Origin of the sequence: Sphingomonas endophytica (assembly GCF_001476895.1) — a bacterium.
Taxonomy (GTDB): domain Bacteria; phylum Pseudomonadota; class Alphaproteobacteria; order Sphingomonadales; family Sphingomonadaceae; genus Sphingomonas; species Sphingomonas endophytica_A.
In genome coordinates, this window is record NZ_LDTB01000001.1 from 1 (window position 1) to 22,143 (window position 22,143).

Annotated in this window: 26 protein-coding genes and 3 tRNA genes; 16 read left to right on the forward strand and 13 right to left on the reverse strand. The window is 65.4% G+C overall.

Annotation, left to right across the window (positions count from 1 at the left end; translation table 11 throughout):
* The 4 genes from NS334_RS00005 to NS334_RS00020 all read right to left on the reverse strand — a co-directional run.
* On the reverse strand, positions 1-489 hold a 489-nt coding region (locus NS334_RS00005; protein ID WP_193752957.1), incomplete at its 3' end, for an acyl-CoA thioesterase.
* A complete protein-coding gene (locus NS334_RS00010; protein WP_058753933.1) occupies positions 486-1,613 on the reverse strand; it encodes an acyl-CoA dehydrogenase family protein in 1,128 nt (375 codons plus the stop codon). The genes NS334_RS00010 and NS334_RS00005, both read right to left, overlap by 4 nt.
* A 151-nt stretch (positions 1,614-1,764) precedes the next feature.
* Positions 1,765-2,946 (reverse strand): acyl-CoA dehydrogenase family protein, encoded by a 1,182-nt coding sequence (locus NS334_RS00015; RefSeq protein WP_058753934.1) that lies wholly within the window; start codon positions 2,944-2,946, stop codon positions 1,765-1,767.
* Positions 2,943-4,991, reverse strand: a complete 2,049-nt coding sequence (locus NS334_RS00020; RefSeq protein WP_058754092.1) for a 3-hydroxyacyl-CoA dehydrogenase NAD-binding domain-containing protein — start codon at positions 4,989-4,991, stop codon at positions 2,943-2,945. The genes NS334_RS00015 and NS334_RS00020 overlap by 4 nt, the downstream gene beginning before the upstream one ends.
* 241 nt (positions 4,992-5,232) lie before the next feature.
* On the opposite strand from NS334_RS00020, the gene NS334_RS00025 reads away from it, so the two are divergent.
* From NS334_RS00025 to NS334_RS00040, 4 genes are all read left to right on the forward strand, one after another.
* Positions 5,233-5,967 carry a Crp/Fnr family transcriptional regulator gene (locus tag NS334_RS00025; RefSeq protein WP_058753935.1) on the forward strand — a complete coding sequence of 245 codons (735 nt, stop codon included), beginning with the start codon at positions 5,233-5,235 and terminating at the stop codon, positions 5,965-5,967.
* Positions 5,968-6,016: 49 nt separating this feature from the next.
* A complete protein-coding gene (locus NS334_RS00030) occupies positions 6,017-7,207 on the forward strand; it encodes an AI-2E family transporter (protein ID WP_083500139.1) in 1,191 nt (396 codons plus the stop codon).
* A gap of 46 nt (positions 7,208-7,253) precedes the next feature.
* A tRNA-Asp gene (locus NS334_RS00035) sits at positions 7,254-7,330 on the forward strand.
* Positions 7,331-7,425: 95 nt separating this feature from the next.
* A tRNA-Asp gene (locus NS334_RS00040) sits at positions 7,426-7,502 on the forward strand.
* A gap of 17 nt (positions 7,503-7,519) precedes the next feature.
* On the opposite strand, the gene NS334_RS00045 is transcribed toward NS334_RS00040, so the two are convergent.
* The 4 genes from NS334_RS00045 to NS334_RS00060 form a co-directional block, all read right to left on the reverse strand.
* Positions 7,520-7,726, reverse strand: coding sequence for a DUF2842 domain-containing protein (locus NS334_RS00045; protein ID WP_058753936.1), 207 nt, complete (start codon positions 7,724-7,726; stop codon positions 7,520-7,522).
* Positions 7,723-8,265, reverse strand: a complete 543-nt coding sequence (locus tag NS334_RS00050; protein WP_058753937.1) for a 5-formyltetrahydrofolate cyclo-ligase — start codon at positions 8,263-8,265, stop codon at positions 7,723-7,725. Before NS334_RS00050 ends, NS334_RS00045 begins: the two co-directional genes overlap by 4 nt.
* 186 nt (positions 8,266-8,451) lie before the next feature.
* Positions 8,452-8,757 (reverse strand): cell division protein ZapA, encoded by a 306-nt coding sequence (locus NS334_RS00055; protein WP_058753938.1) that lies wholly within the window; start codon positions 8,755-8,757, stop codon positions 8,452-8,454.
* Positions 8,757-8,945: a hypothetical protein gene (locus tag NS334_RS00060; protein ID WP_058753939.1), complete on the reverse strand. Its 189-nt coding sequence runs from the start codon at positions 8,943-8,945 to the stop codon at positions 8,757-8,759. Before NS334_RS00060 ends, NS334_RS00055 begins: the two co-directional genes overlap by 1 nt.
* Before the next feature lie 145 nt (positions 8,946-9,090).
* On the opposite strand from NS334_RS00060, the gene gap reads away from it, so the two are divergent.
* From gap to NS334_RS00075, 3 genes are all read left to right on the forward strand, one after another.
* Positions 9,091-10,092, forward strand: coding sequence for a type I glyceraldehyde-3-phosphate dehydrogenase (gap, locus tag NS334_RS00065; protein WP_058754094.1), 1,002 nt, complete (start codon positions 9,091-9,093; stop codon positions 10,090-10,092).
* An 85-nt stretch (positions 10,093-10,177) separates the two neighbouring features.
* A complete protein-coding gene (locus tag NS334_RS00070) occupies positions 10,178-10,636 on the forward strand; it encodes an MOSC domain-containing protein (protein ID WP_058753940.1) in 459 nt (152 codons plus the stop codon).
* Entirely contained in the window at positions 10,633-11,823 is a 1,191-nt protein-coding gene (locus tag NS334_RS00075; protein ID WP_058753941.1) for a phosphoglycerate kinase, read from the forward strand. Before NS334_RS00070 ends, NS334_RS00075 begins: the two co-directional genes overlap by 4 nt.
* A gap of 128 nt (positions 11,824-11,951) precedes the next feature.
* Here NS334_RS00075 and NS334_RS00080 read toward each other — a convergent pair whose 3' ends face one another.
* Positions 11,952-12,614 carry an RBBP9/YdeN family alpha/beta hydrolase gene (locus NS334_RS00080; protein ID WP_058753942.1) on the reverse strand — a complete coding sequence of 221 codons (663 nt, stop codon included), beginning with the start codon at positions 12,612-12,614 and terminating at the stop codon, positions 11,952-11,954.
* Between the two features lie 208 nt (positions 12,615-12,822).
* Here NS334_RS00080 and NS334_RS00085 point away from each other — a divergent pair, with 208 nt between their 5' ends.
* The 5 genes from NS334_RS00085 to NS334_RS00105 all read left to right on the forward strand — a co-directional run bounded on the left by NS334_RS00085 (position 12,823) and on the right by NS334_RS00105 (position 15,838).
* Complete coding sequence (locus NS334_RS00085; RefSeq protein WP_241491755.1) at positions 12,823-13,566, forward strand: TlyA family RNA methyltransferase; 744 nt, start codon at positions 12,823-12,825, stop codon at positions 13,564-13,566.
* A 67-nt stretch (positions 13,567-13,633) separates the two neighbouring features.
* Entirely contained in the window at positions 13,634-14,188 is a 555-nt protein-coding gene (locus tag NS334_RS00090) for a TspO/MBR family protein (protein WP_241491756.1), read from the forward strand.
* 29 nt (positions 14,189-14,217) lie between these two features.
* Positions 14,218-14,478, forward strand: a complete 261-nt coding sequence (locus NS334_RS00095) for an accessory factor UbiK family protein (RefSeq protein WP_058753944.1) — start codon at positions 14,218-14,220, stop codon at positions 14,476-14,478.
* Between the two features lie 58 nt (positions 14,479-14,536).
* Positions 14,537-15,049 (forward strand): YbjN domain-containing protein, encoded by a 513-nt coding sequence (locus tag NS334_RS00100; RefSeq protein WP_058754096.1) that lies wholly within the window; start codon positions 14,537-14,539, stop codon positions 15,047-15,049.
* Between the two features lie 3 nt (positions 15,050-15,052).
* Positions 15,053-15,838 carry a pyrroline-5-carboxylate reductase family protein gene (locus tag NS334_RS00105; protein ID WP_058753945.1) on the forward strand — a complete coding sequence of 262 codons (786 nt, stop codon included), beginning with the start codon at positions 15,053-15,055 and terminating at the stop codon, positions 15,836-15,838.
* Positions 15,839-15,842: 4 nt separating this feature from the next.
* Here the strand turns inward: NS334_RS00105 and NS334_RS00110 are convergent, their stop codons facing one another.
* Positions 15,843-16,349 (reverse strand): MarR family transcriptional regulator, encoded by a 507-nt coding sequence (locus tag NS334_RS00110; protein WP_058753946.1) that lies wholly within the window; start codon positions 16,347-16,349, stop codon positions 15,843-15,845.
* Positions 16,350-16,424: 75 nt separating this feature from the next.
* Here NS334_RS00110 and NS334_RS00115 point away from each other — a divergent pair, with 75 nt between their 5' ends.
* The 4 genes from NS334_RS00115 (at position 16,425) to NS334_RS00130 (ending at position 19,221) form a co-directional block, all read left to right on the forward strand.
* The gene (locus NS334_RS00115; RefSeq protein WP_241491757.1) at positions 16,425-17,504 is read left to right on the forward strand and encodes a branched-chain amino acid aminotransferase; all 1,080 of its coding nucleotides are present in this window, start codon (positions 16,425-16,427) and stop codon (positions 17,502-17,504) included.
* 36 nt (positions 17,505-17,540) lie between these two features.
* Positions 17,541-17,615: transfer RNA gene (locus NS334_RS00120), tRNA-Gln, on the forward strand.
* A gap of 141 nt (positions 17,616-17,756) precedes the next feature.
* Complete coding sequence (locus NS334_RS17505; RefSeq protein ID WP_083500140.1) at positions 17,757-18,581, forward strand: BglII/BstYI family type II restriction endonuclease; 825 nt, start codon at positions 17,757-17,759, stop codon at positions 18,579-18,581.
* Positions 18,571-19,221, forward strand: coding sequence for an MT-A70 family methyltransferase (locus NS334_RS00130; protein ID WP_058753949.1), 651 nt, complete (start codon positions 18,571-18,573; stop codon positions 19,219-19,221). The genes NS334_RS17505 and NS334_RS00130 overlap by 11 nt, the downstream gene beginning before the upstream one ends.
* 537 nt (positions 19,222-19,758) lie before the next feature.
* On the opposite strand, the gene NS334_RS00135 is transcribed toward NS334_RS00130, so the two are convergent.
* The 3 genes from NS334_RS00135 to NS334_RS18470 all read right to left on the reverse strand — a co-directional run bounded on the left by NS334_RS00135 (position 19,759) and on the right by NS334_RS18470 (position 21,513).
* Positions 19,759-20,334, reverse strand: coding sequence for a recombinase family protein (locus NS334_RS00135; protein ID WP_058753950.1), 576 nt, complete (start codon positions 20,332-20,334; stop codon positions 19,759-19,761).
* Between the two features lie 537 nt (positions 20,335-20,871).
* Positions 20,872-21,360 carry a virion core protein, T7 gp14 family gene (locus NS334_RS00140; RefSeq protein WP_058753951.1) on the reverse strand — a complete coding sequence of 163 codons (489 nt, stop codon included), beginning with the start codon at positions 21,358-21,360 and terminating at the stop codon, positions 20,872-20,874.
* Positions 21,361-21,513 (reverse strand): hypothetical protein, encoded by a 153-nt coding sequence (locus tag NS334_RS18470; RefSeq protein ID WP_193752958.1) that lies wholly within the window; start codon positions 21,511-21,513, stop codon positions 21,361-21,363.
* Positions 21,514-22,143 lie beyond the last annotated feature (630 nt).

Genomic DNA, 22,143 nt, shown 5'->3' on the forward strand with positions numbered 1-22,143 from the left:
GCGCGGTCGCAGCAATTGTTGTCGAAGCCGCTCGGGAATGCGATCCGCGACCGCGCGACGTAATGCTATCTCGCTCGACAGCGCGTCGGGCGGTGGTACGTCAGGCATGACGTCCTGATGGACGAACCCTTCCTCGAGCAACTGGAACGACGCCGCCATGTTCAGGATCGGCTGCCCGCGCTGCATCGCGATCACCCGCCGCGTCGCGAAGCTGCGCCCTTCGAAATCGCGCACCACGCGATAGATGATCGGATGCTCCTCCGATCCCGCGCGCATGAAATAGGCGTGGAGCGAATGCGCGACCTTACCCTCGGCCGCTGCCGAGCGTTGTGCCGCCTGCAACGCCTGTGCGATCACCTGCCCGCCGAACACACGCCCCACACCGTCGGTCGAGCGCCGGCCACGATACAGATCGGTGTCGATCTCCTCGACGTCGAGCAGGTCGACCAGATCGGCGACCAAGGCCGCTGGCGTCGGAGCGTCGCTCAATATCCCGCCTCGCGCGCGAGCCGATCGGCGTGGAAATGCGTGTCGCCGAACATCTCGGCCAAGACCCGTGCGCGCTTCATGAAGAAGCCGATATCATATTCGTCGGTCATCCCGATCCCGCCATGCATCTGCACACCTTCCTGCACCGCCAGCGTCGTCGCAAGCCCGGTCATCGCTTTTGCCACCGAAACCGCCGCGTCCGCGTCCGCATCGCCGGCGTCGAGCAACTGCTGCGCCTTCAGGACCGCTGCACGCGCGACCTCCATTTCGGCATAGAGATGCGCGGCACGATGCTGAAGCGCCTGGAAGCTGCCGATCGTCACCCCGAACTGCTTACGCTGTTGCAGATAGCCGATCGTCATGTCCATGGCTCCACCGCCGACGCCGAGCAACTCCGCCGCCGCGCCGGTGCGGACGGCGCGCAGCATCCGGTCGAGCGGCGCACGCCCGCCATCGACATCGCCGATCACGGCGTCGGCATCGACGGTGACGCCATCGAGGCTCAGTCGTGCCGCGATGCTGGAATCGGCGAGCCGCTCCGGCCCGACCGTCAGTCCGGGGGCGTCGGCGGGCACCGCGAACAGGGTGATGCCGTCCGCATCATCGGCGCCCCCGGCGGTCCGGGCTGCGACGATCAGCAGATCGGCGACGTGGCCGTGGGTCACGAACTGCTTCGTACCGCTCAGACGAAAGCCGTTGCCGGCGCGTTCCGCCCGCATCCCGACCGTCGCACGATGCTTTGGCCCTTCGTCGATCGCCAGCGCGGCAACGCTGTCCCCTGCCAGAATGCCGGGATACCAGCGCTCCGCCTGCGCGCTTCCTTCCAAAGCCGCGACCGCGCCGACCGCCGTGGTCAGGAACGGGGAGGCGGACAGGTTACGCCCGATCTCCTCCAGCACCACGCCGGCTTCGACATGACCGAGGCCCAGGCCGCCGGCCGGTTCGCCGATCAGGATGCCGGTAAAGCCCATCTCCGCGAACTGCTTCCACAATCCGCGATCGAAGCCGGCCGGATCCTTGGCATCGCGAAGTCGTCGCAGGTGCGCGACGGGTGCATGTTCGTTGACGAACGCGCGCGCGGAATCACGCAACATGGTCTGTTCATCGTTCAGGAAAAGCGGCATCGTGGTTTCTCCGTCGCGCCGCGAAGGCTGGGGGGCATGTCCGCAGCGTTTGTCGCGGCATCGGGTACAGCCCGGTCGGTCGCCCTCGCGGTGTCATCGCTTCATCAGGCAGCGGTCGGCCCCTGCCGTCGCAGGGGCGATTGTGGCGCCGTCATCCCGGCAATTCCAAGATCCGCTTCGCGACGATGTTGAGCTGGATCTCGCTGGTACCGCCCTCGATCGAATTGGCCTTGGTGCGTAACCAGGTGCGCGCGGGGCGGCCGCCGCCCGATCGCTCGCTCTCCCATTCCAGCGCGTCCGATCCGCCCGCCGCCATCATCAATTCGTGGCGCGTCTTGTTCAACTCGGTGCCGTAATATTTCATCATGCTCGGCTGCGCGGGATGCGTTCGCCCGGCTTTCAATTCGTCGATGAACCGCTCGCTCTGCGCCGCGAAGGCACGCGAGCGCACCTCGAACAACGCGATCTGCGCGCGCAGCAGCGGGTCGGCCAGCCGGCCATCGGCATCCACGCCAACCGCCGCCAGCGCGCCGTCGATCAACGGATTGCCGCCGGTGTTGGCCAGCCCCATGCCGGAGATCATCTCGCGCTCGTGCCCGAGCAGATACTTGGCGACGTCCCATCCCTTGTTCAGCGTACCGACAAGGTTCTCCTTCGGCACCTTCACATTGTCGAAGAACGTCTCGCAGAAGGGCGAATAGCCGCTGATCAGCAGGATCGGCTTCGTCGAGACACCGGGTGAGGTCATGTCAAACAGCACGAAGCTGATTCCGCCCTGCTTGCTGCTCCGGTCGGTGCGCACGAGGCAGAAGATCCAGTCGGCCTGATCGGCGTAGCTGGTCCACACCTTCTGCCCATTGACCACGAAATGGTCGCCGGCATCCTCTGCGCTGGTCGCCAGGCTGGCGAGATCGGAACCGGCGTTCGGCTCAGAATAGCCCTGGCACCAGCGGATCTCGCCGCGTGCGATCTTTGGCAGATGCTCGCGCTTCTGGTCCTCGTTGCCGTATTTCAGCAGCGCTGGCCCGAGCATCGAGATGCCGAAGCTGTTCAGCGGGTTGCGGGCCCGAAGGCGTGTCATTTCCTCGCGCAGCACCTTCGTCTCGGCCGGGCTGAGTCCACCGCCGCCATATTCGGCCGGCCAGTCGGGTACGGTCCAGCCGCGAGTGCCCATGCGGTCCAGCCACGTCTTCTGCGGCTCGGTCAGCGCGCTTTGATTGCGTCCGCCCCACACGATATCCTTGTCGGAGCGGATCGGCTCGCGCATCTCCGGCGGACAGTTTTTCTCCAGCCAGGCGCGCGTCTCCAGGCGAAAGGCGTCGAGGTCGCTCACTTCAACGCCTCCCCGTTGCCGGCGGCGGCCTTCAGGCTGCGCGCGACGGGGAAGCCGTACCGCTCCAGTCCGGCGACCACCTTGTCCAGCCCCTCGGTCTGCGCCCAGAACATCGGTCCGCCGCGATAGACCGGCCAGCCATAGCCGTAGATCCACACCACATCGATGTCGGACGCGCGTTGCGCCATTCCTTCCTCCAGGATCAGCGCGCCTTCATTGACCATCGTGTAGAGCGTCCGTGCGACGATCTCCCCGTCGCTGATCGCGCGCGGCTTTGTGCCGGCGCTGGTGCGGAAACCGTCGATGATCTCGGCGACGCGGGGTGAGGGGGTCGGGCGGCGCTTGTCGTCATAATCGTAGAAGCCTGCGCCCTTCTTCTGGCCCCAGCGCCCCTCGGCGGCGAGTGCGTCGCGGATATTTTCGATGCGGGTCGGGTCGCGATGCCAGCCGATGTCGACCCCGGCGAGGTCGGCCATCTGGAACGGTCCCATCGGCATCCCGAACGCGACATGGACGCGATCGATCTGTTCGGGCGTGGCGCCTTCCAGCAGCAGCTTGTTCGCCTCCACCTGGCGCGGCATCAGCATTCGGTTGCCGATGAAGCCATGGCAGACGCCCGCGACCACCGCGACCTTCCTGATCCTCTTGGCGAGCGCCATGACCGTCGCCAGTACGTCCGGCGCCGTCTTTGCTCCGCGCACGACCTCCAGCAACTTCATCACGTTGGCGGGGGAGAAGAAATGCATCCCCAGCACGTCCTGCGGGCGCTGCGTGCAGGCGGCGATCTCGTCCACGTTCAGGTAGCTGGTGTTGCTGGCCAGGATCGCACCGGGCTTCACGATGGCGTCGAGCTTGCCGAACAGCTCTTTCTTGACGCTCATGTCCTCGTACACGGCCTCTATGACGAGGTCGCAATCGGCGAGCGCATCGAGCGACAGCGACGGGGTCAGCAGTGCCATTGCCTTGTCAGGTGCGTCGGCGGGAATGCGGCCCTTGGCGGCGCTCGCCTCGTAATTGCGGCGCATGACGCCGGTGCCGCGCTCCAGCGCTTCCTGCTGCATCTCGACGATCGTGACGGGGACGCCCGCCGAAAGGAAGTTCATCGCGATCCCGCCGCCCATCGTGCCCGCGCCGATCACGCCGACCTTGGCGATCGGCCGAAGCGGTGTCGCGGGATCGACGCCGTCGATCTTCGCGGCCTGCCGCTCGGCGAAGAAGATGTGGCGCTGCGCGGCGGACTGGGTGCCTGTCATCAGCTTCATGAACTCGTCACGCTCGAACGCGAGACCGTCGGCGAACGACCGCTCGGCGGCGGCGGCGACGCAGGCGATGCATGCCTCCGGCGCGTCGAAGCCGCTCAGCTTGCGGCGATGTTCGGCACGGAACACCGCGATCGCTGCCGCGTCGGCTTCGACATGCCGGTCACGCACGCGCGGGATCGGACGCTTGCCAGCGATCTCACGCGCGAACGCGATCGCGTCTGCTTCCAGCGTATTCTCGCCCGCCAGTCGATCGATCAGGCCGGCGTCCTTCGCCTTCTGTGCGGAGACCGGGTTGCCGAGCACGATCATCTCGAGCGCGATCCCGGTGCCGACCAGCCGCGGCAGACGCTGCGTTCCGCCCGCGCCAGGGAGCAGGCCCAGCTTCACCTCCGGCGTACCCAGTTTCGCAGAGGGAACCGCGATCCGATAGTGGCAGCCCAGCGCCATTTCGCATCCGCCCCCCAGCGCGCTGCCGTGGATCGCGGCGACGACCGGCGTGGGGCTGGCCTCGATCATGTTGACCAGATCGGGGAGCGGCACGCCGCGCAACGGCTTGCCGAACTCGCTGATGTCGGCACCCGCGAAGAAGGTGCGGCCATCGCACCGCACGACCATCGCGGCGATGCTTGAGTCCGCCACCCCTTCCTTGATCGCGGCTTCCAGGCCGTCACGCACCGCCGCTCCCAGCGCGTTCACCGGCGGCGAATCCGCAACGATGACCAGCACGTCGCCGTGCCGCGCGGTCCGGACCGGACCCGATTGTTGGATGCTCTGCGACGTCATGATCGAGGTGTCTCCCATGGCCTGCAACGGTTTTGCGCGGCATACCGTAACTTCTAATCTCCGTCGATGTATCGTGGTTTGCCGGAGCAGTGCAACTGTCCTGTTGCAAACCGCGCCGACCAAGCGGCTATCCACCGCGGCGTGGCCGCGCCCGCAGCGCAAGTCCTGGACTTGTTACGGGAGCGTTCCGCGACCTCGACCGTTGAACCGCCAGACGGTCATATCGGGGACGTGACGATCGATGCGGGTGACGAAGGATTTTCTGCGTGGTCGCGGGCGTGAGGCGATGACCGACGCCGAGAAGGACGTGCTGGAAAGTGCGGTGGAGCGGATCGAGGAGCTCCCCGCGCGGACGATCGTCGTTCGCCGCGGCGAGCCGGTGACGTTCAGCACGTTGCTGCTGGATGGAACGATGTGCCGATACATGGATGCGCGAGACGGCTTCCGACAGCTTGTCGCGTTGCAGGTGACGGGCGATTTCGTCGATCTGCACGGCTATCCGCTGCGGCGGCTGGACCACGATGTCGGTACGCTGACCGATACACGCGTCGCGATCATCCCGCACCAGCGTATCGACCGGATCTTGATTGAGTTTCCGCACCTGACGCGGCTGCTATGGCGGTCGACATTACTGGACGCCGCATTGCACCGTGAGTGGATCTTCCGCATCGGCCGTCTCGATGCGGCCGGACGACTCGCGCACTTCCTGCTGGAAACCTACCACCGGCTGCGCGTGGTGGGGCGGGCGGATGGCGGGTCATTCGACTTCGCGCTGACGCAGCAGGATCTGGGCGAGGCGCTGGGGCTGACCAGCGTGCACGTCAACCGCATGTTGCGGCGCCTGCGCGAGGGCGGGCTCGCGGAGTTCTCGCGCGGGACCGTGCGGATACTGGACCACGATCGGCTGGCGCGAATTGGCGAGTTCGATCCCGATTACCTCTATCTGGAGGAAGGGCCCTGGTACGGACGTGACTGATATGCGAAGTCGCTTGGCCGCGCCGGAAAAAAGGCCTTAGGTGGCGGATATGGCCGATCTTCCTCCCGCCGCCGGTTCCGCGATCCCGGCAACCGCCATACCAGCGAACGATCCACCGCTGCGCCGTGATCGGCTGCTCGCCGGGCTGACGCTGACCGCTGGCCTGGGGCTGATGCTGGGGTTGCCGTTCGCGCTGCAGTCGGGTGCGGAATTCTTCATGCCGACGGCGATCGCGCTGGTCGTGTCGCTGGCACTGATACCGCTGCTGGAATGGCTGGAGCGGCGGCGGCTGCCGTCGGCGATCGCGGCGCTGTTCTGCGTTGTTTTGTTCCTGATCGTGGCGAATGTGGCGCTGGCGGCGATCGTGGTGCCGGCCACTGAGTTCTTTCGACTGCTGCCGCGCCGGATCCACAGGATTCAGGCGAATCTCGCGCCGATCCTCGATCTCTACTCAAGCCTTGAGCGCTACGCCAACCGCACGCTGCGCCAGATCGCGACCACGCCGGTTCGTCCGTCGCCGACCGCCGCGGTCGCGCCGCCAAGCTCGATCGTGGAACTGGCCGCCACTTCCGCGCCGGCTGTGATCGTCCAGACCTTCTATGCGATCCTGGTCGCCTTCTTCTTCCTTTCCGGCTGGACACGGATGCGCGAGAAGATGATTACCGGCCGCGCGAGCTTCGGCGGGGCCATGACGACCGCCCGCGTGCTGCAGGAGATGGTCGACGCGGTGTCTTCCTACCTGTTCACGATCACCGCGATCAACATCGCGCTGGGCGCGATCGTGGCTGGTGCGTTGCACCTGCTGGGCATGCCGTTCCCGCTGATGTGGGGCGGGATCGTCGCCTTGTTGAACTATGTGCCCTATTTCGGGCCGGTCGTGGCGGCGCTGTTGCTGGCGATCGGCGGATTGATGACCTTCTCCGACGTTTGGACCGCGTTGTCGGCACCCGCGATCATGTATGGTGCGCATCTGATAGAGGCGAATGTTATCACCCCGCTGATCGTCGGGCATCGGCTGACCATCAACCCGGTGATGATCCTCATCTCGATCAGCTTCTGGGGGTGGGTCTGGGGGACGGCGGGCGCGTTGTTGGCGGTCCCGATCCTCATCATCGTCCAGACGATCCTCTCGGCGGCGGGGCGTCCCGATATTGCGGGCTTCCTGTTCGAGGACGGCATGTTGATGCGTGGAACGGGGGAGCGGCAGTTCCCTGCTGAAAAAGTACCGGATAGCCGTTGACAGGGTGGGACGCGCCGCCTAGTTGGCGCGCCTCACGCTTCTACAAGCGGGTGTAGCTCAGTTGGTTAGAGCGCCGGCCTGTCACGCCGGAGGTCGCGGGTTCGAGCCCCGTCACTCGCGCCATCCCTTGGGATGGCATCGTCAGCAGCGGGTTCCGGCAGGAAACGTGCACGGATCCGGACCCATCGTCCGGATGGTCGCGGGACTGCCGATGGAATGCGGGTGTAGCTCAGTTGGTTAGAGCGCCGGCCTGTCACGCCGGAGGTCGCGGGTTCGAGCCCCGTCACTCGCGCCATTCCTTTCAGATCGCGATTATCGCCAGCGGCCGGTTTCCATCCAGCGCAGCAGCGGCTTGAGCGGCGCGATCCAGATGATCCCGGTCAACAGATAGAAGCCGAGTTGTATCAGCGCATGCCAGCGCCCGACGAAGCCCGATAACGAGGCGACGCCCACGCACCAGATGAGAATCAGCAACAGGATCGCGAGCATGCCCGCCGGCTTGCGCCATGAAGGTGTCATGCGGTGATCCAATCGCAGTCGGTGGCGATCGCGTCCAGCGGCGCGTCCCACGGGTCGGTCGGGATCGTGTCGAGCATCTGGGCGCTCCACGCCACGCCGATGCGGCGGGCGGCGGGGAAGGCGGCGAAGGCGCGGTCATAATGGCCGGCGCCCTGCCCGAGTCGGTTCAGTCGGCGATCGAACGCCACCAGCGGCGTCAGCACGATGTCGGGCGCAACCTCGACGACGGCATCGCCGGGTTGCCGTAAGCCGAACGGACCAGCCACCAGCGTTGCGTCCTGCTCCCAGTGCAGGAAGCGCAAGGGTGTCGCGCGATCGACGACATGCGGGAGGGCCAGCGTGCATCCTGCATCGCGTGCGGCCTGTTCAAGGGGCCCGGGATCGGCCTCGGCACCGATCGGCACGTAGCTGGCGACGACGAGGCCGGACGACAGCAGGGCGACGAAGCGCGCATCGACGCGGATCGGCGGATGCGGTGCGGCGACAAAGGCCGCGCGTGCGGCACGTGCGATCGCGCGAAGGGCGGTCTTGTCGGTCATGTCAGGTGAAAGGGGCGGGTGGCGGGACCGCCGTGGCCGTTTGCCGGAATATCCACTGACGCTCGGTACGTCAGGTGGGGATCATGTGCGTCGGGCCAGGACCCGGGCAGGGACAACCCCCATGGATGATGAATAGCCTCAGGGATGTTTCGAGGCTCGTACCGGGCAGAACCCGCCGCCACTGATCTAGGCGCTCGGCAGCGTTTGCTCAAGGGCCGCGGCGATCGATTCGAGTCGTTCGGACAGCGCATCGAGCGCGACGCCTTCGGGTGTTTCGGGAGGCGGCGCCTCACGAGCGTCAATCAGCGCGTCGGCGACCATCAACGCCGCCAGCAACATGGCGCGTTGCGTTCCCCCGCCGCCGGCCGCGCGGCGGGCGGTGTCCCAACGTTCGTCGATCAGTGCGGCGGCCTGCATCAGCCGCGGCTCGCCGCCGTCGCGACAGGCGAGATCGTAGGTCATGTCGCCGATGGTGAGCGTGACGAGCGCCATCAGCGGTCCCCCTCGCCGGCCGGTTCGTTGGCGATGATCGCGTCCAGCGCGGCGACGGCCTGTGCCATGGTCGCTTTCAGCGTGGCACAGCGGCGCTCCAGCAGCGCATCGGCGGCGTGGCGCGCGGCGATCGCCTGTTCGACGCGGGTTATGGCGGCGTCCAGCCGGGCGATCGCGGGATTGTCCATGGCCAAGCCGATAGGATCGCACGCGCGCCACGACAAGGGGATTGCGGGAGCCGGACGCGGCAGAAGGATGCAGCGGGGCGGTTGACGGTTCGTCCCGTACCGCTCAAATGCCGCCGCATCTGTGCTGAACGGCGAGGGATTGACGATGACGAAGGTGGCGATCAACGGCTTCGGGCGCATCGGCAGACTGGTGGCGCGCGCGCTGCTGGAACGCGGAAGCGAGCTGGAACTCGTGGCGATCAACGATCTGGCTGACACCAAGTCGAACGCCTGGCTGTTCAGCCGCGACAGCGTGCATGGCAAGTATGCGGGCACGGTCGAGGCGGACGGACAGGATATGGTGATCGACGGCAAGCGCATCCGCGTCACCGCCGAGCGCGATCCGGCCAACCTGCCGCACAAGGAACTCGGCGTCGACATCGTGCTTGAGTGCACCGGCTTCTTCACCGACCGCGCCAGCGCGCAGAAGCACATCGATGCCGGTGCGAAGAAGGTGCTGATCTCCGCGCCGGCCAAGGGCGTCGACATCACCGTCGTATATGGGGTAAACAACGACAAGCTGGAAGCCGCTCACACGATCGTGTCGAACGCTTCGTGCACCACCAATTGCCTGGCGCCGGTCGCCAAGGTACTGAACGATGCGATCGGGATCGAGCGTGGGCTGATGACCACGATCCACGCCTACACCAACGATCAGAAGATCCTCGATCAGATCCATCCGGACCTGCGCCGTGCACGCGCCGCCGCGATGAACATCATCCCGACGACGACCGGCGCGGCGCGCGCGGTGGGCGAGGTGCTGCCGGAGTTGAAGGGCAAGCTGGACGGATCGGCCGTGCGCGTGCCGGTGCCGGATGGCAGCCTGGTCGACCTGACCTTCACGCCGGGCCGCGACACGACCAAGGAAGAGGTCAACGCGCTGCTGAAGGCGGCGGCGGAAGGACCGATGAAGGGCGTGCTGCATTTCTCGGACGAGCCGCTGGTGTCGATCGACATCGTCCACACGCCCTATTCGTCGACGGTCGACAGCTTGGAAACCGCAGTCATCGACGGCAAGCTCGTGCGTGTCGTCAGCTGGTACGACAATGAATGGGGCTTCTCGAACCGGATGGTCGACACCGCCTCGGCGATGGCGAAGCTGGGGTGAGGCCACTCCTGTCATGCCGGCGAATGCTTGAATCTCCCGGCTACGGAGAGACCCCGGCATTCGCCGGGGCGACGGGTTCGGCGCGATGACCGGCGTGTTGCTGGGCATCGCGCGCCATCCGCGGTCGCGCGCGCCAGTGGAACTGGTCGAGCGTGTCGAGGTGACGCTCGACGGCGGCATCCATGGCGATTTTCGTGGGGCGATGCGCGGCAAGCCGTACAAGCGCCAGATAACGTTGATCGAGCGCGGTGACTGGGACGCGGCGATGGCCGAAGTCGGGCATCGCATCGCGTGGCAGGAGCGCCGCGCGAACCTGTTGGTCGATGGTATCGACCTTCCGCAAGTGCCCGGGACCTTGGTAAAAATCGGCGGCTCGCTGATGCTGGAGATTACCCGTGAGTGCGATCCGTGCGAGCGCATGGAGGCGCTGGCCGAGGGGTTGCGCGCCGCGATGACTCCGGACTGGCGCGGCGGTGCGTGCGCCATGGTGATACAAGGCGGCTGGATTGCCGTCGGTGATGAGATCAGGATCGAGGAATCATGAGCAAGTCCTTTCGAACGCTCGACGATATCGGTGATGTCACCGGCAAGCGCGTGCTGGTGCGCGAGGATCTGAACGTGCCGCTACACGATGGTCAGGTCAGCGATGACACAAGGCTGCGCGCCACGGTCGCGACGGTCGGCGAACTGGCCGACAAGGGCGCGATCGTTCTGGTGCTCGCGCATTTCGGTCGGCCGAAGGGCGTACCCTCGCCGGAGCTATCGCTATCGCAGATCGTGAAGCCATATCAAGCGGTGCTGGGTCGTCCCGTCCGCTACGTCGATTGGGAAGGCGCGGCCGACGCTGTAGGGACGTTGCAGCCGGGCTATATCGCGCTACTGGAGAACACGCGCTTCTTCGGTGGCGAGGAGAAGAACGATCCGTCGGTGGTTCAGCGGTTCGCGGCGCTGGGCGACCTGTACGTCAATGATGCCTTCTCCGCCGCGCACCGGGCGCATGCCTCGACCGAGGGGCTGGCGCATGTGCTGCCCGCGTTTGCCGGTCGCGCGATGGAGGCGGAGCTGGACGCGCTGGAAAAGGCGCTCGGCTCTCCCGAGCATCCGGTCGCGGCGGTGGTCGGCGGCGCGAAGGTGTCGACGAAGCTCGACGTGCTCAAGCATCTCGTCACGCGCGTCGATCACCTCATTATCGGCGGCGGGATGGCGAACACGTTTCTCGCAGCGCGTGGTGTCGATGTCGGCAAGAGCCTGTGCGAGCACGACCTGACCGGCACCGCCGAAGAGATCTTCGACGCCGCCGACAAGGCGGGCTGCACCGTTCATCTGCCGTACGATGTCGTGGTGGCCAAGGAGTTTAAGGCGAACCCGCCGACGCGCACCGTCAACGTGCACGAAGTCGCGGCCGACGAGATGATCCTCGACATCGGCCCGGCGGCTACCGAGTCGCTCGGCGATGTGCTGAAGAATTGCCGTACGCTGGTGTGGAACGGTCCGCTGGGCGCGTTCGAAACGCCGCCGTTCGACACGGCCACGGTCGCGCTGGCGCGCACCGCGGCTGCGCTGACCAAGGAAGGCAGCCTCGTATCGGTCGCAGGGGGGGGCGACACGGTCGCTGCGCTGAATCAGGCGGGTGTCGGTGAGTCCTTCACGTTTGTGTCAACCGCCGGCGGTGCGTTCCTGGAGTGGATGGAAGGACGCGAATTGCCCGGCGTCGCAGCGCTACAACGCTGATCGGCCGGCCGTAGGACGCATATCGACGTTCAGCGTTGCGGCGGCCATTTCCGATCGACCAGGTCGCCGACGTCGTCGTCCACGGATCAACTCCTGGGCGACGACATCGGCCGGCTCCTCGATCCACGCTAGGCGTGCGCGCGATGGTCGCCGGGCTTTGCCCGCGCGAGGATGGCGCGTGCATCGCCGGGCGTGCGAACCTCGCCATGCGGCCCACCGGCCGCCGCGATGACCCGCTCCAGCATCTCCAGGCCCTCGGGCCAATGACCCAGCCCACTGGCGGCGTTGATATGGCCGTGCGCGCCATAATCGACGAAGTGGCTGCCCCAATCGACGGCAAGGCTATGCGCCCGATCGACGGTGATCCAAGGATCGTCGGTCGACGCGACGAGGATCGATGGGAAGGGCAAGGCAAGCTTCGGCGCCGGCGCGAAGGGCGCCAGCTCACTCGCGACATTCACGCGATCGACATCCGCCGGCGCAACCAGCAACGCGCCCGCGACCGGCCATCCATAAGGCTGCGGACTCATCGACGCCCACCACGCGATGGCGAGGCAGCCGAGGCTGTGGCCTACCAGAATAACCGGCGCGCGCGCAGCGGCGACCGCCTGATCGATCTTGGTCACCCAGGCGTTGCGGTGTGGGCGATCCCACATGCCGAGCTCGATCCGCGCCGTGTCGGGGCGGCTGCGTTCCCACAGGCTCTGCCAGTGCGCCGGGCCGGATCCGCCCAGGCCCGGGACGGTCAGCACGCTCGGCTGAATAGACAGGTCGTAATTGGCATGTCCCATGACGTACCCTCCTGTTCCCGGCGTGGCGCCGGGGCGAGGCCGCGGCCCGGTCTAGGGGTCGGGCGCGCCGCGGCCTCGACCATTCCAATAATCCCTATTAACCCGATGGGCAATCGTGCGCTGCAGCAATAGGTTCGAGAGGTGGCAGGGGTGCGACGAGGCGTTGAGCGGCTTGCCCTGTCGATCACGGCGCGCGATAGCGCGCGACATGTCCGCTTCCTCAAAGCAACGGGTCGACCAGATGCTCGTCGATCGCGGTCTCGCTGAGTCGCGTACCCGCGCGCAGGCGCTGGTGATGGCCGGGCTGGTGTTCGCGGGCGAGCGCAAGGTCGAGAAGGCTGGCCAGCCGCTTCCTGCCGATACGCGGCTGGAGGTGCGCGGGCGCGATCATCCCTGGGTGTCGCGGGGCGGGATCAAGCTGGCGCATGGACTCGATCACTTCGGCTGGGACGTGACGGATGCGGTGGCGATCGATGTCGGTTCATCGACGGGCGGCTTCACTGATGTGCTGCTCGCACGCGGTGCGGCACGGGTCTATGCCGTGGACAGCGGCACCAACCAGCTGGCGTGGAAATTGCGACAGGATGACCGCGTCGTGGTCCATGAGCAGACCAGCGCGCGTATCCTGACCGCGGCGCACATTCCCGAGCCGATCGATCTGGTCGTGTGCGACGCGAGCTTCATCGGGCTGGCCAAGGTGCTGGACGTGCCGCTCGGCTTCGTCCGGCCCGCCGGGCGGGCGCTGGCCCTCATCAAGCCGCAATTCGAAGCCGGGCGATCCGAGGTGGGGAAGGGCGGGGTGGTGCGCGATCCGGCGATCCGCGATCGTGTCTGTCGCGAGATAACGGACTGGTTCGAGCGTGAGGGCTGGCGCGTCGAAGGTGTGGTCGAGAGTCCGATCACCGGGCCCGAAGGGAATGTCGAATTCCTGATCGCCGCGCATCGATCATGAAACCGTCGCGCGCATCCGCGCTTTGCGTCATGTAGCAATCAGTCTTTCAGGGTAAGGGGGGATCAGCTTGGGCGAACTGGCATCGAAGGAGCAGTTGCGGATGTCGTTCATCCGCTGGGCCGCGGTCGCGGTACCAGGGGTCCTGTTGCTCGGCTTCTTGTCGGGGCGAACGGTGCCGTCCGGTGAGGAGAACGGCTGGTATGCCGCTCTCATCAAGCCCGACTTCACGCCGCCGGGCTGGGCGTTCCCGGTCGTCTGGTCGACGCTGTACATCATGCTGGGACTGGCATTCGCGCTGGTGCTGAGCGCGCGCGGCGCGCGATTGCGTGGGCTGGGCATTGCGCTGTTCGTTGCGCAGCTGGCCGGCAATCTCGCCTGGACGCCGCTGTTCTTCGGGGCGCACCGCGTCGGCGCGGCGTTCCTGCTGATCGTGGCGATTCTTGGACTGTCCGTTCTGACCACGATCGTCTTCGGCCAGATCCGGCGTGTCGCGGCATGGTTGATGGTGCCGTACATGGCATGGCTGTGTCTGGCCGGCGCGCTCAATTGGGAGATCGGCCGGCTGAACCCGGATGCGGAACGACTTGTGCAACAGCCTGCCGCGTCCCAGATGGTTCGCTGAAACGCTTAATCTCATAGGAAGACACGCTTATGCAATCCGAGAATCATCTGTTCGGTGACGTCGCCAAGCTGTTCAACGGTGCCGCCGGCACGCTGGCCGGCATGGGTCGGGAAGCGGAGGCCAATGCGCGTGCGCGTGCGCGTGAATGGATCGGCGGGCTCGACTTCATCGCGCGCGACGAATTCGACGCGGTAAAGGCGATGGCCATTGCCGCGCGCGATGAGAACGATGCGTTGCGCGCGCGGATCGAGAAGCTGGAAGCGGCGTTGGCGGAACGCGCGCCCGCGTGATCCTGGCGTGCCGCGCGTCGTCCGTGGGGATGACGCGCGCGTCGCACCGTGCGATAAGATGACGATGCTTGACGAAGTCGATCAATTTGCCGAGCCGGAAGCGCCGCTCGACATGCTCGAATCCTATTTCCTGGCGCATGGCTGGCCGTGCGAGCGGAACGAGGATGAGATTACCGCGACGGTCAAGGGAAGCTGGACCGAGTACGAGCTGCGTGCCCTGTGGCGTGAGGAAGATGGCGTCGTCCAGTTGCTTGCCTTCCCGGACGTCAAGGTCCCGGAAGGGCGCCGTGCGCCGATCTACGAGACACTCGGGCTGGTGAACGAGCAGCTCTGGCTCGGTCATTTCGAGATGTGGTCGTCGAGCGGCATTCTCCTTTACCGTTGCGCGACGGCGGTGGAGGCGCGGGACGGCGAAGCGACGATGTCGCTGACCACCGCCGAACTGCTAATCGAATCGGCGATCGACGAGTGCGAGCGATTCTATCCGGTGTTCCAGTTCGTGCTGTGGGGCGGCAAGTCCCCGGCCGAAGCGATCGCCGCCGCGATGGTCGAAACCGCCGGCGAGGCCTGACCGATGCGCGTCTGGATGATCGGTTGCGGCAACATGGCCTCGGCGATGTTGCGGCGGTGGCTTGACGACGATGTCCTGTCGGCTGCTGACGTGGATGTCGTCAACCGCGCTGATCGCGCTTTGCCGGGTGACGTGCGGCAGGCGCGTACGCTTCCGGATGGTCCGGCACCGGATGTGGTGGTGCTCGGCGTCAAGCCGCAGCAGCTGGATGAGGTTGCGGCCGTCCACCGTCACCGCGTGGCGACCGCACCGTTGCTGGTGTCAATGCTCGCCGGGGCGGATCCTTCGCGATTGTCTGCGGCGTTTCCCGGCCCGGTCGCGATCCAGACGATGCCGAACCTGCCGGTCGAAATCGGGCGTGGCTTCGTGGCGATCCATGCACCCGCCGCGCCGGCGACGGCGCGCGAAACGGTCGACCGGTTGATGGCGCCGCTTGGACTGGTCGAATGGTTCGAGGATCCGGCGCTGTTCGCCGCCGCGGGGGCGCTGTCGGGGTGCGGCCCCGCCTATCTGTTCCGGTTCGTCGATGCGCTCGCCGCCGGTGGCCGTGCGATCGGGTTGAGTCCGGAGCAGGCGACCGCGATCGCGCTGGCGACCGTGGATGGAGCGGCGGCGATGGTTGCCGCCAGCGACCGCTCGCCGCGCGCGCTGGCCGATGCGGTCGCCAGTCCGGGCGGGATGACACGTGCGGGGCTGAACGTGCTTGATGACGATAACGCCCTCGAAGCGCTGCTCGAACGAACGCTGCGCGCGGTGGCGCGGCGCGGTGCCGAAATGGCTGCCGGCTGACCCGTCAGCCGCGCAACCCCTCGACCCGCGCGATCTCGTCATCGGGGATCAGGCCCTCCAGCACCGCCCAGAAGCCGGTTACCGCCCCCTGACCAGCGCGCGAGTAGGCGGCCGACAATTTCTCGCGAAGCGCTTCGTACAGACTTGTTTCCAGTTCCACGCCCGCCGGCGTGAGCCGCAGCAGCCGCTGCCGACGATCGCGGTCGCCCGCGCGGGTTTCGACCAGCCCGCGGTCCATCAACTCGTTGAGTACGCGGCCCAGCGATTGCTTGGTAATGGCCAGCAATGCGAGCAGGTCGCTGACCGGCATGTCCGGCTTGCGCGCTATGAAATACAGGGCGCGATGGTGGGCGCGGCCCAGCCCCTGCTTGGACAAGCCGCGATCGATCGAACGCGTGATATGCGCGTTGCCGAAATACAGGAGCTCCAGCCCACGGCGAATCTCGGTTTCGCGGAGGAATAGCGGCGAGGCGGAGTGGGTTGGGGCAGCCATGTTGACCGGCTTTGCCATCCGCCCTAGGCCACCGCAACCCCGGTGCGTCGACGTGATGTCACGTGCCGCCGCGATACCTTGGAGGCATTTTCCGTGAACTTCGCGTTCGAACCGCATCCGTCCCCCGTTCCCGCCAATGAGCGGGCCGCCCGGCTGGTCGACCCCGGGTTCGGGCGCGTGTTCACCGATCACATGGCGGTGATGCACTATTCTGAAGGGCGCGGCTGGCACGACGGACGCATTTCGCAGCGCGTGCCGCTGACCATGGATCCGGCCTCTTCGGTGCTGCATTACGCCCAGGAAATCTTCGAGGGGCTGAAGGCGTATCGGCTGGAGGACGGTGGCCTCGCGCTGTTTCGACCGGAGGCCAATGCACGCCGCTTCAACGCCTCGGCGCAGCGGATGGCGATGCCCGAACTGCCCGAGGAGCTGTTTCTCGAATCGGTCGAGCAACTGGTGCTGCAGGAGCGCGAGTGGATGCCGACCGTCGAGGGCGGCTCGCTGTACCTGCGCCCGTTCATGATCGCGTCGGAGGCGTTTCTGGGCGTGAAGCCGTCGGCGGAGTATCTCTACATGGTGCTGGCGTCCTCGGTGGGCGCCTATTGGAAGGGCGGTGCTCGCGCGGTGTCCTTGTGGGTCAGCCATGATTACACCCGCGCCGCGCCCGGCGGCACCGGCGCCGCAAAGTGCGGCGGCAACTACGCCACCAGCCTTGTCGCGCAGCAGGAGGCGATCCGGCGCGGATACGATCAGGTCGTCTTCCTTGACGCCGCCGAGCGGCGCTGGATCGAAGAACTGGGCGGGATGAACATCTTCTTCGTGTTCGAGGATGGTTCGCTGCGAACGCCGCCGCTAACCGGCACGATCCTGCCTGGGATCACCCGTGACTCGATCCTCCAGATCGCGCGGGACCAGGGCCTGATCGTTCAGGAGGAGCCGTATTCGATTGACGAGTGGCGCGCCGATGCCGCCAGCGGTCGTCTCATCGAGAGCTTTGCGTGCGGCACCGCCGCCGTCGTAACGCCGATCGGCCGCGTGGCGGGCCCCGATTATGAGTTCACGATTGGGAGCGGTGGCACCGGCCAACTGACCGCGCACTTCCTTGAGCGGCTGACCGCCATCCAGCGTGGGCGCTCGAAAGATTCTCACGGCTGGTTGCGTCGTATCGGTTGAGCTTTCCCGCGCGCCGGTCTAAGGCGCGCGGCTCGTTGGGGCGTCGCCAAGCGGTAAGGCACCGGTTTTTGGTACCGGCATTCGCAGGTTCGAATCCTGCCGCCCCAGCCAGTTCCGAAAAACGCTGCAAATTCAGACACTTGCTGCCGGTTTGCGTGACGGTGTGGGGCAGCTCTGTGGGGCAGATTTGTGAGGTCGACAGCAATCTGTCCCCCGCTATCATCGCTCCGCGCATTGGCAGGATAGCACTCGATGGCTGACGACGATTCGACCCTAGGCGGAGCGGATAAAAGCCAGTTGGAAAACCAGCCTGCAACCGACGCGCCTGATGCAGGTTTGGAGGATGCGTCATCGGATGACGTAGCGCTGCATCCTGAAGCCGCCGATAGCCAAGAACTCGTCAACCGAATCATCCCTGAGGATGTTCGTAAGCGGTACGAAGTCTACAGCTACCGTAACGCCGCCCTTGTGCTCAAAGAGGCAAACCCCTCTGAGTTCGAAGAGCTGATGGAGGCTCTTCGCAAGTTCCGTCTGACCACGTCTCTCATTCGTGAGGCAGGCGGCAACGAAAGTGCAATGCCGAAACTATTTTCGGGTCATCTTCGTCCATTAGGTTGGCACGAAACAACGATACAGGCTGATCTGTTGGTCAAGCTATTGTGGAAGGAGCCCGAGGTTACCCCTCGCGGCCGAAAGTTCAACGCGCCGAAAGATCGTCAGCTCACTCGAGCTCGATTTCTGGATGGTCACAAAGTCGACTATGTCAAAAACCGTGTCGCCTTCGACCTGGAGTGGAACAGCAAGGATCAGACGTTCGACCGAGACCTCTACGCCTTCAGCGCCTTCAGCCAGTGCGGGGTCATTGATGTTGGTGTGCTGGTCACTCGCGGGGCCTCCCTGACACCCGTCTTTCGTGCGCTTGGACCAGACGTACAAAAGAAGTACGGCGCTTCCACGACCTGGATGGGCAAGCTACTGTACCGCCTGAACGCTGGACGGAATGGGCCATGCCCGGTGCTGGCGTTTGGTATTCGACCAGAGTGTATCGAAGATTGGACACCGCGTAATGCGATCTGAGCCTGCCAAGGCCTTCACGGACGACCTCAAGGGCAAACAATTCGGTACGATTTTGGCCGACCCGCCATGGCGGTTCCAAAACCGAACGGGAAAGATGGCGCCAGAACATGGTCGTCTCAGCCGGTACGGTACCATGGACCTGTCAGAGATTATGTCGTTGCCGGTGCAGAGCGTCGCCGCTGAACCCTCTCACCTGTACCTATGGGTGCCCAACGCTCTGCTGCCCGAAGGCCTTCAAGTGATGAAAGCCTGGGGCTTCGACTACAAATCGAACTTCGTCTGGCACAAGGTTCGCAAGGACGGCGGATCAGACGGCAGGGGAGTGGGCTTTTACTTCCGAAACGTGACCGAGCTGGTTCTATTTGGGGTTCGCGGTAAAAACGCGCGAACTCTTCAACCGGGGCGAACGCAAGTGAACCTGCTCGGAACGCGCAAGCGCGAGCATAGCCGTAAGCCAGACGAGTTTTATGACATCGTCGAGGCCTGTAGTTGGGGGCCGAGGCTTGAAATCTTCGCGCGAGGCACTCGAAAAGGGTGGACGACGTGGGGTGATCAAGCGGACAACTACGAGATCGGCTGGGATACGTATTCGCACAACAGCCGCTCGGGAATCGATGGCCTGTTGGATGCGGCCGAATAGGCGTGGTGCTCCGCTTTGGGCGTCGTGATTGCGAAACTGGTGCGCTGAAGTCACGGAACGGAATAAAAACAAATAGTGGCCGTTTAGGGGTTGTCTTGCGGCTCCAGGCGTGAATGATGGTCATGGCGCTGCTGCAGTCTCGCTGTTGAGGCTGGCACGTCATAGAAGGAGACCATCATGTCAAAACTCCCTCCCGGGAGCACCGCCCCGCGATCCGGCCAATACGAGCAGGTCGGACCGCGCGGAGGCTCCACCGGCGTCGAGCGCACGGTTGTGAAGGGTGAGCCTTTGCCTCCGACCCCTCGGCCGGGCATGGGGTATCGTCTGGTTGATCCAACGAAGACGAACGGTCGGTAATCCTCCGGGTGTGACACAGGAGCGCCGATAGCTCTTTGGACCCTGTCAGTACGCAGGCCTCGAGCCCATGCGCTGATATTCCACAAACGAGGCGCGGCCTAACGATCCGCACGGAACGACGGGCGGCTCCGCATCAGTGGGGTCGCCCGTTTCCGCGTCAGGCCGAAAAAAGCAGGGCGTTCATCCCCGCTTCTCGACGCGCTGAATCGCTGCGCGACTGACGCCATATTCTTTCGCCAGCACCCCGAGGGACACCCCGGAAGCTCGCCGGGCCCTTACCGTCTCCTGCTGATCCCTCGAAAGCGCTGAGGGCCGCCCGAGGGTTTTCCCCTCAGCTTTGGCGCGCGACAGGCCTGCTTGCGTCCGCTCGATCAACAGGTCTCGCTCGAACTCCGCAACGGCAGACAGGACGGTCATCGTCATCTTCCCGGCGGGACTTGTCAGGTCCGCCCCGCCAAGCGCGAGGCAGTGGACGCGGACGCCTTCTGCTGCCAGCCGTTCCACGGTGGCGCGGACGTCCATCGCGTTTCGTCCCAGGCGGTCGAGCTTGGTAACGATCAGGACGTCTCCCGCTTCCAGGCGGTCGACGAGGCGGACGAAGCCCACGCGCTCCATGGCGGCCACAGAGCCGGACACGGTCTCCTCCACGACGCGCCTCGGAGCGACGGCAAAGCCGGCGGCGGCAATCTCACGGACTTGATTGTCGGTGGTCTGGTCAGCGGTGGAGACGCGGCAGTAGGCGAAGGTGCGAGCCATGGAGTGGACTCCTGTAACGAAACTGTGGCTCGTTATTAGCGGTGGATCGGAAAGGCTGTCAACCTACTTTCCGATACAGGCGTCAGGTCTGCATCGAAACCGCTCGATTTCGATACAGCCCCGCACGATCAGGCGGCCTTCTGTGTGCCAGCTGGCTCCGGCATCAGCAGGCGCTCCACTCGCCCGATAGCCGCTGCTGCCCTCCCCAGCGCCTCGACCTCGAAAGCACGATGCGCCATCGGGTCGATGTTAGCCCGTGCAGCGAGACGCCCAAACTCTTTATCGTTCATCAGTACCCCCGTTTGTGGAACCACGGAAGTAGCGCGACGACGCACGTAAGTCATTGAAAATGAATTGCCATTAAGCCGAAGGTCGGGCTAACGGAAGTATCACGCTTACCCCCTACCGGGGGGGCGGCGGCATTTGCGCCCTGCGGTATCCCGCTTCGGATTTTTGCAGTGAAACTAACGAACCTTTGTGTGCGGCTGCGTAGGCAGTGTCTTCAATCAACCATCGACGTCGTCCATCGTCTTGAATCTAATCCGATTTACGAGCTTGCGCTTTAATTTTTGCGTCCTTGATCCCCGACCACGCCGAAGCGGCGCTTGAGGCGATCTGGAGCCCGGCCCCGAGGGGCGTCGGCTTACTGATGCGGGACAGCATGGAGTTGGCCTCGGCCTCGGTGGACCGATGCTTGCTCTCCATGTTCGCGATGGTGCGGGAGCCCTGAAGCTCGCCCTGCATGGCGCTGTCGAGCAGCAGGCCCTCAATCGAGCCGGAGTTGAGCCCCAAGCCCGCCTCGCCAGCGGCGGTGCGGATTTGTGCCTGCTCACGGCGCGAGACGCGCATCTGGTCGAACAGCTCGCCCGTGGCTTCCTGCCGGGTCTCCTCGCGGACGACCGCGCGCTGTTCGTTGATGGCCTTGGTCTGGGCGTTGGCGCTCTGGATTTGGCCGACGACAGATGCCGTCGTTCCGGCGACCGCCGTAGCGCCGACGATGATCGCAGCGGTGACGGGGTCACACATTCAAGCCGCCAGCGCTCGGGGGGAATTGGTGATGCGTGCGGACAGCTCCGCAGGGTTGTCGCAACGATTGCGGAACACGAGGCGGGCAAAGCGGTCGCGCTGCCATTGTTCGGGCAGCAGGCGCGCGTAATGGGCGAAAAGGAAGCGGGGCATTGAAGAGCTTTCGTTAGAGGTACAGGCGGGCATAGGTGCCCGCCATGAGGCGCTTGATGGCGCGGCTCTGCCGCCGCTTCCGCTGGATGCAGGGGCGACAGGCGTAGCGCCGTCCGTCGGGTTTCCCACGGTCCACCTCAAACCGCTGCACGGGCAGCGCGGTGGAGCATTGGAAACACCATTTACACCCCGGCGGAACCGGGGCGGGGATGATGCGGCGTGGCATGTTCAGGATGTAGGCGAGAGAGCCTCAAAGCGGCCCGTGGGAAGCCGGAGGACGGCAGAGAGGTGGTCTGGTCTACTCCGCCGCTCCGGCATCCACTTCAGGCGTGTTTTGTAGCCCTTACGCTGCACGGCTCCGGGGAACCGGACGAACCGCGTAGAGCGGACAATTCACCCCACCGCACTGGGCGACCTGCTCGCGCCACGTCCCCGGCTGATAGGGATCATGTACGCACTCCCGACACTTGGCATCGATCCGGGAGCGGAGGGACGCTCGGGCAGTCATGCCGCCAGCTGGAACTTCAAGCGCGCGCGGCGTCGTCGGTCGCGGAGATGGCGGGCAGCATTGTCGCAGGTGCGGCATGTGATCCGCTTTCCATCGTGGCGGTTCCGGTCAGCCGCGAAGGA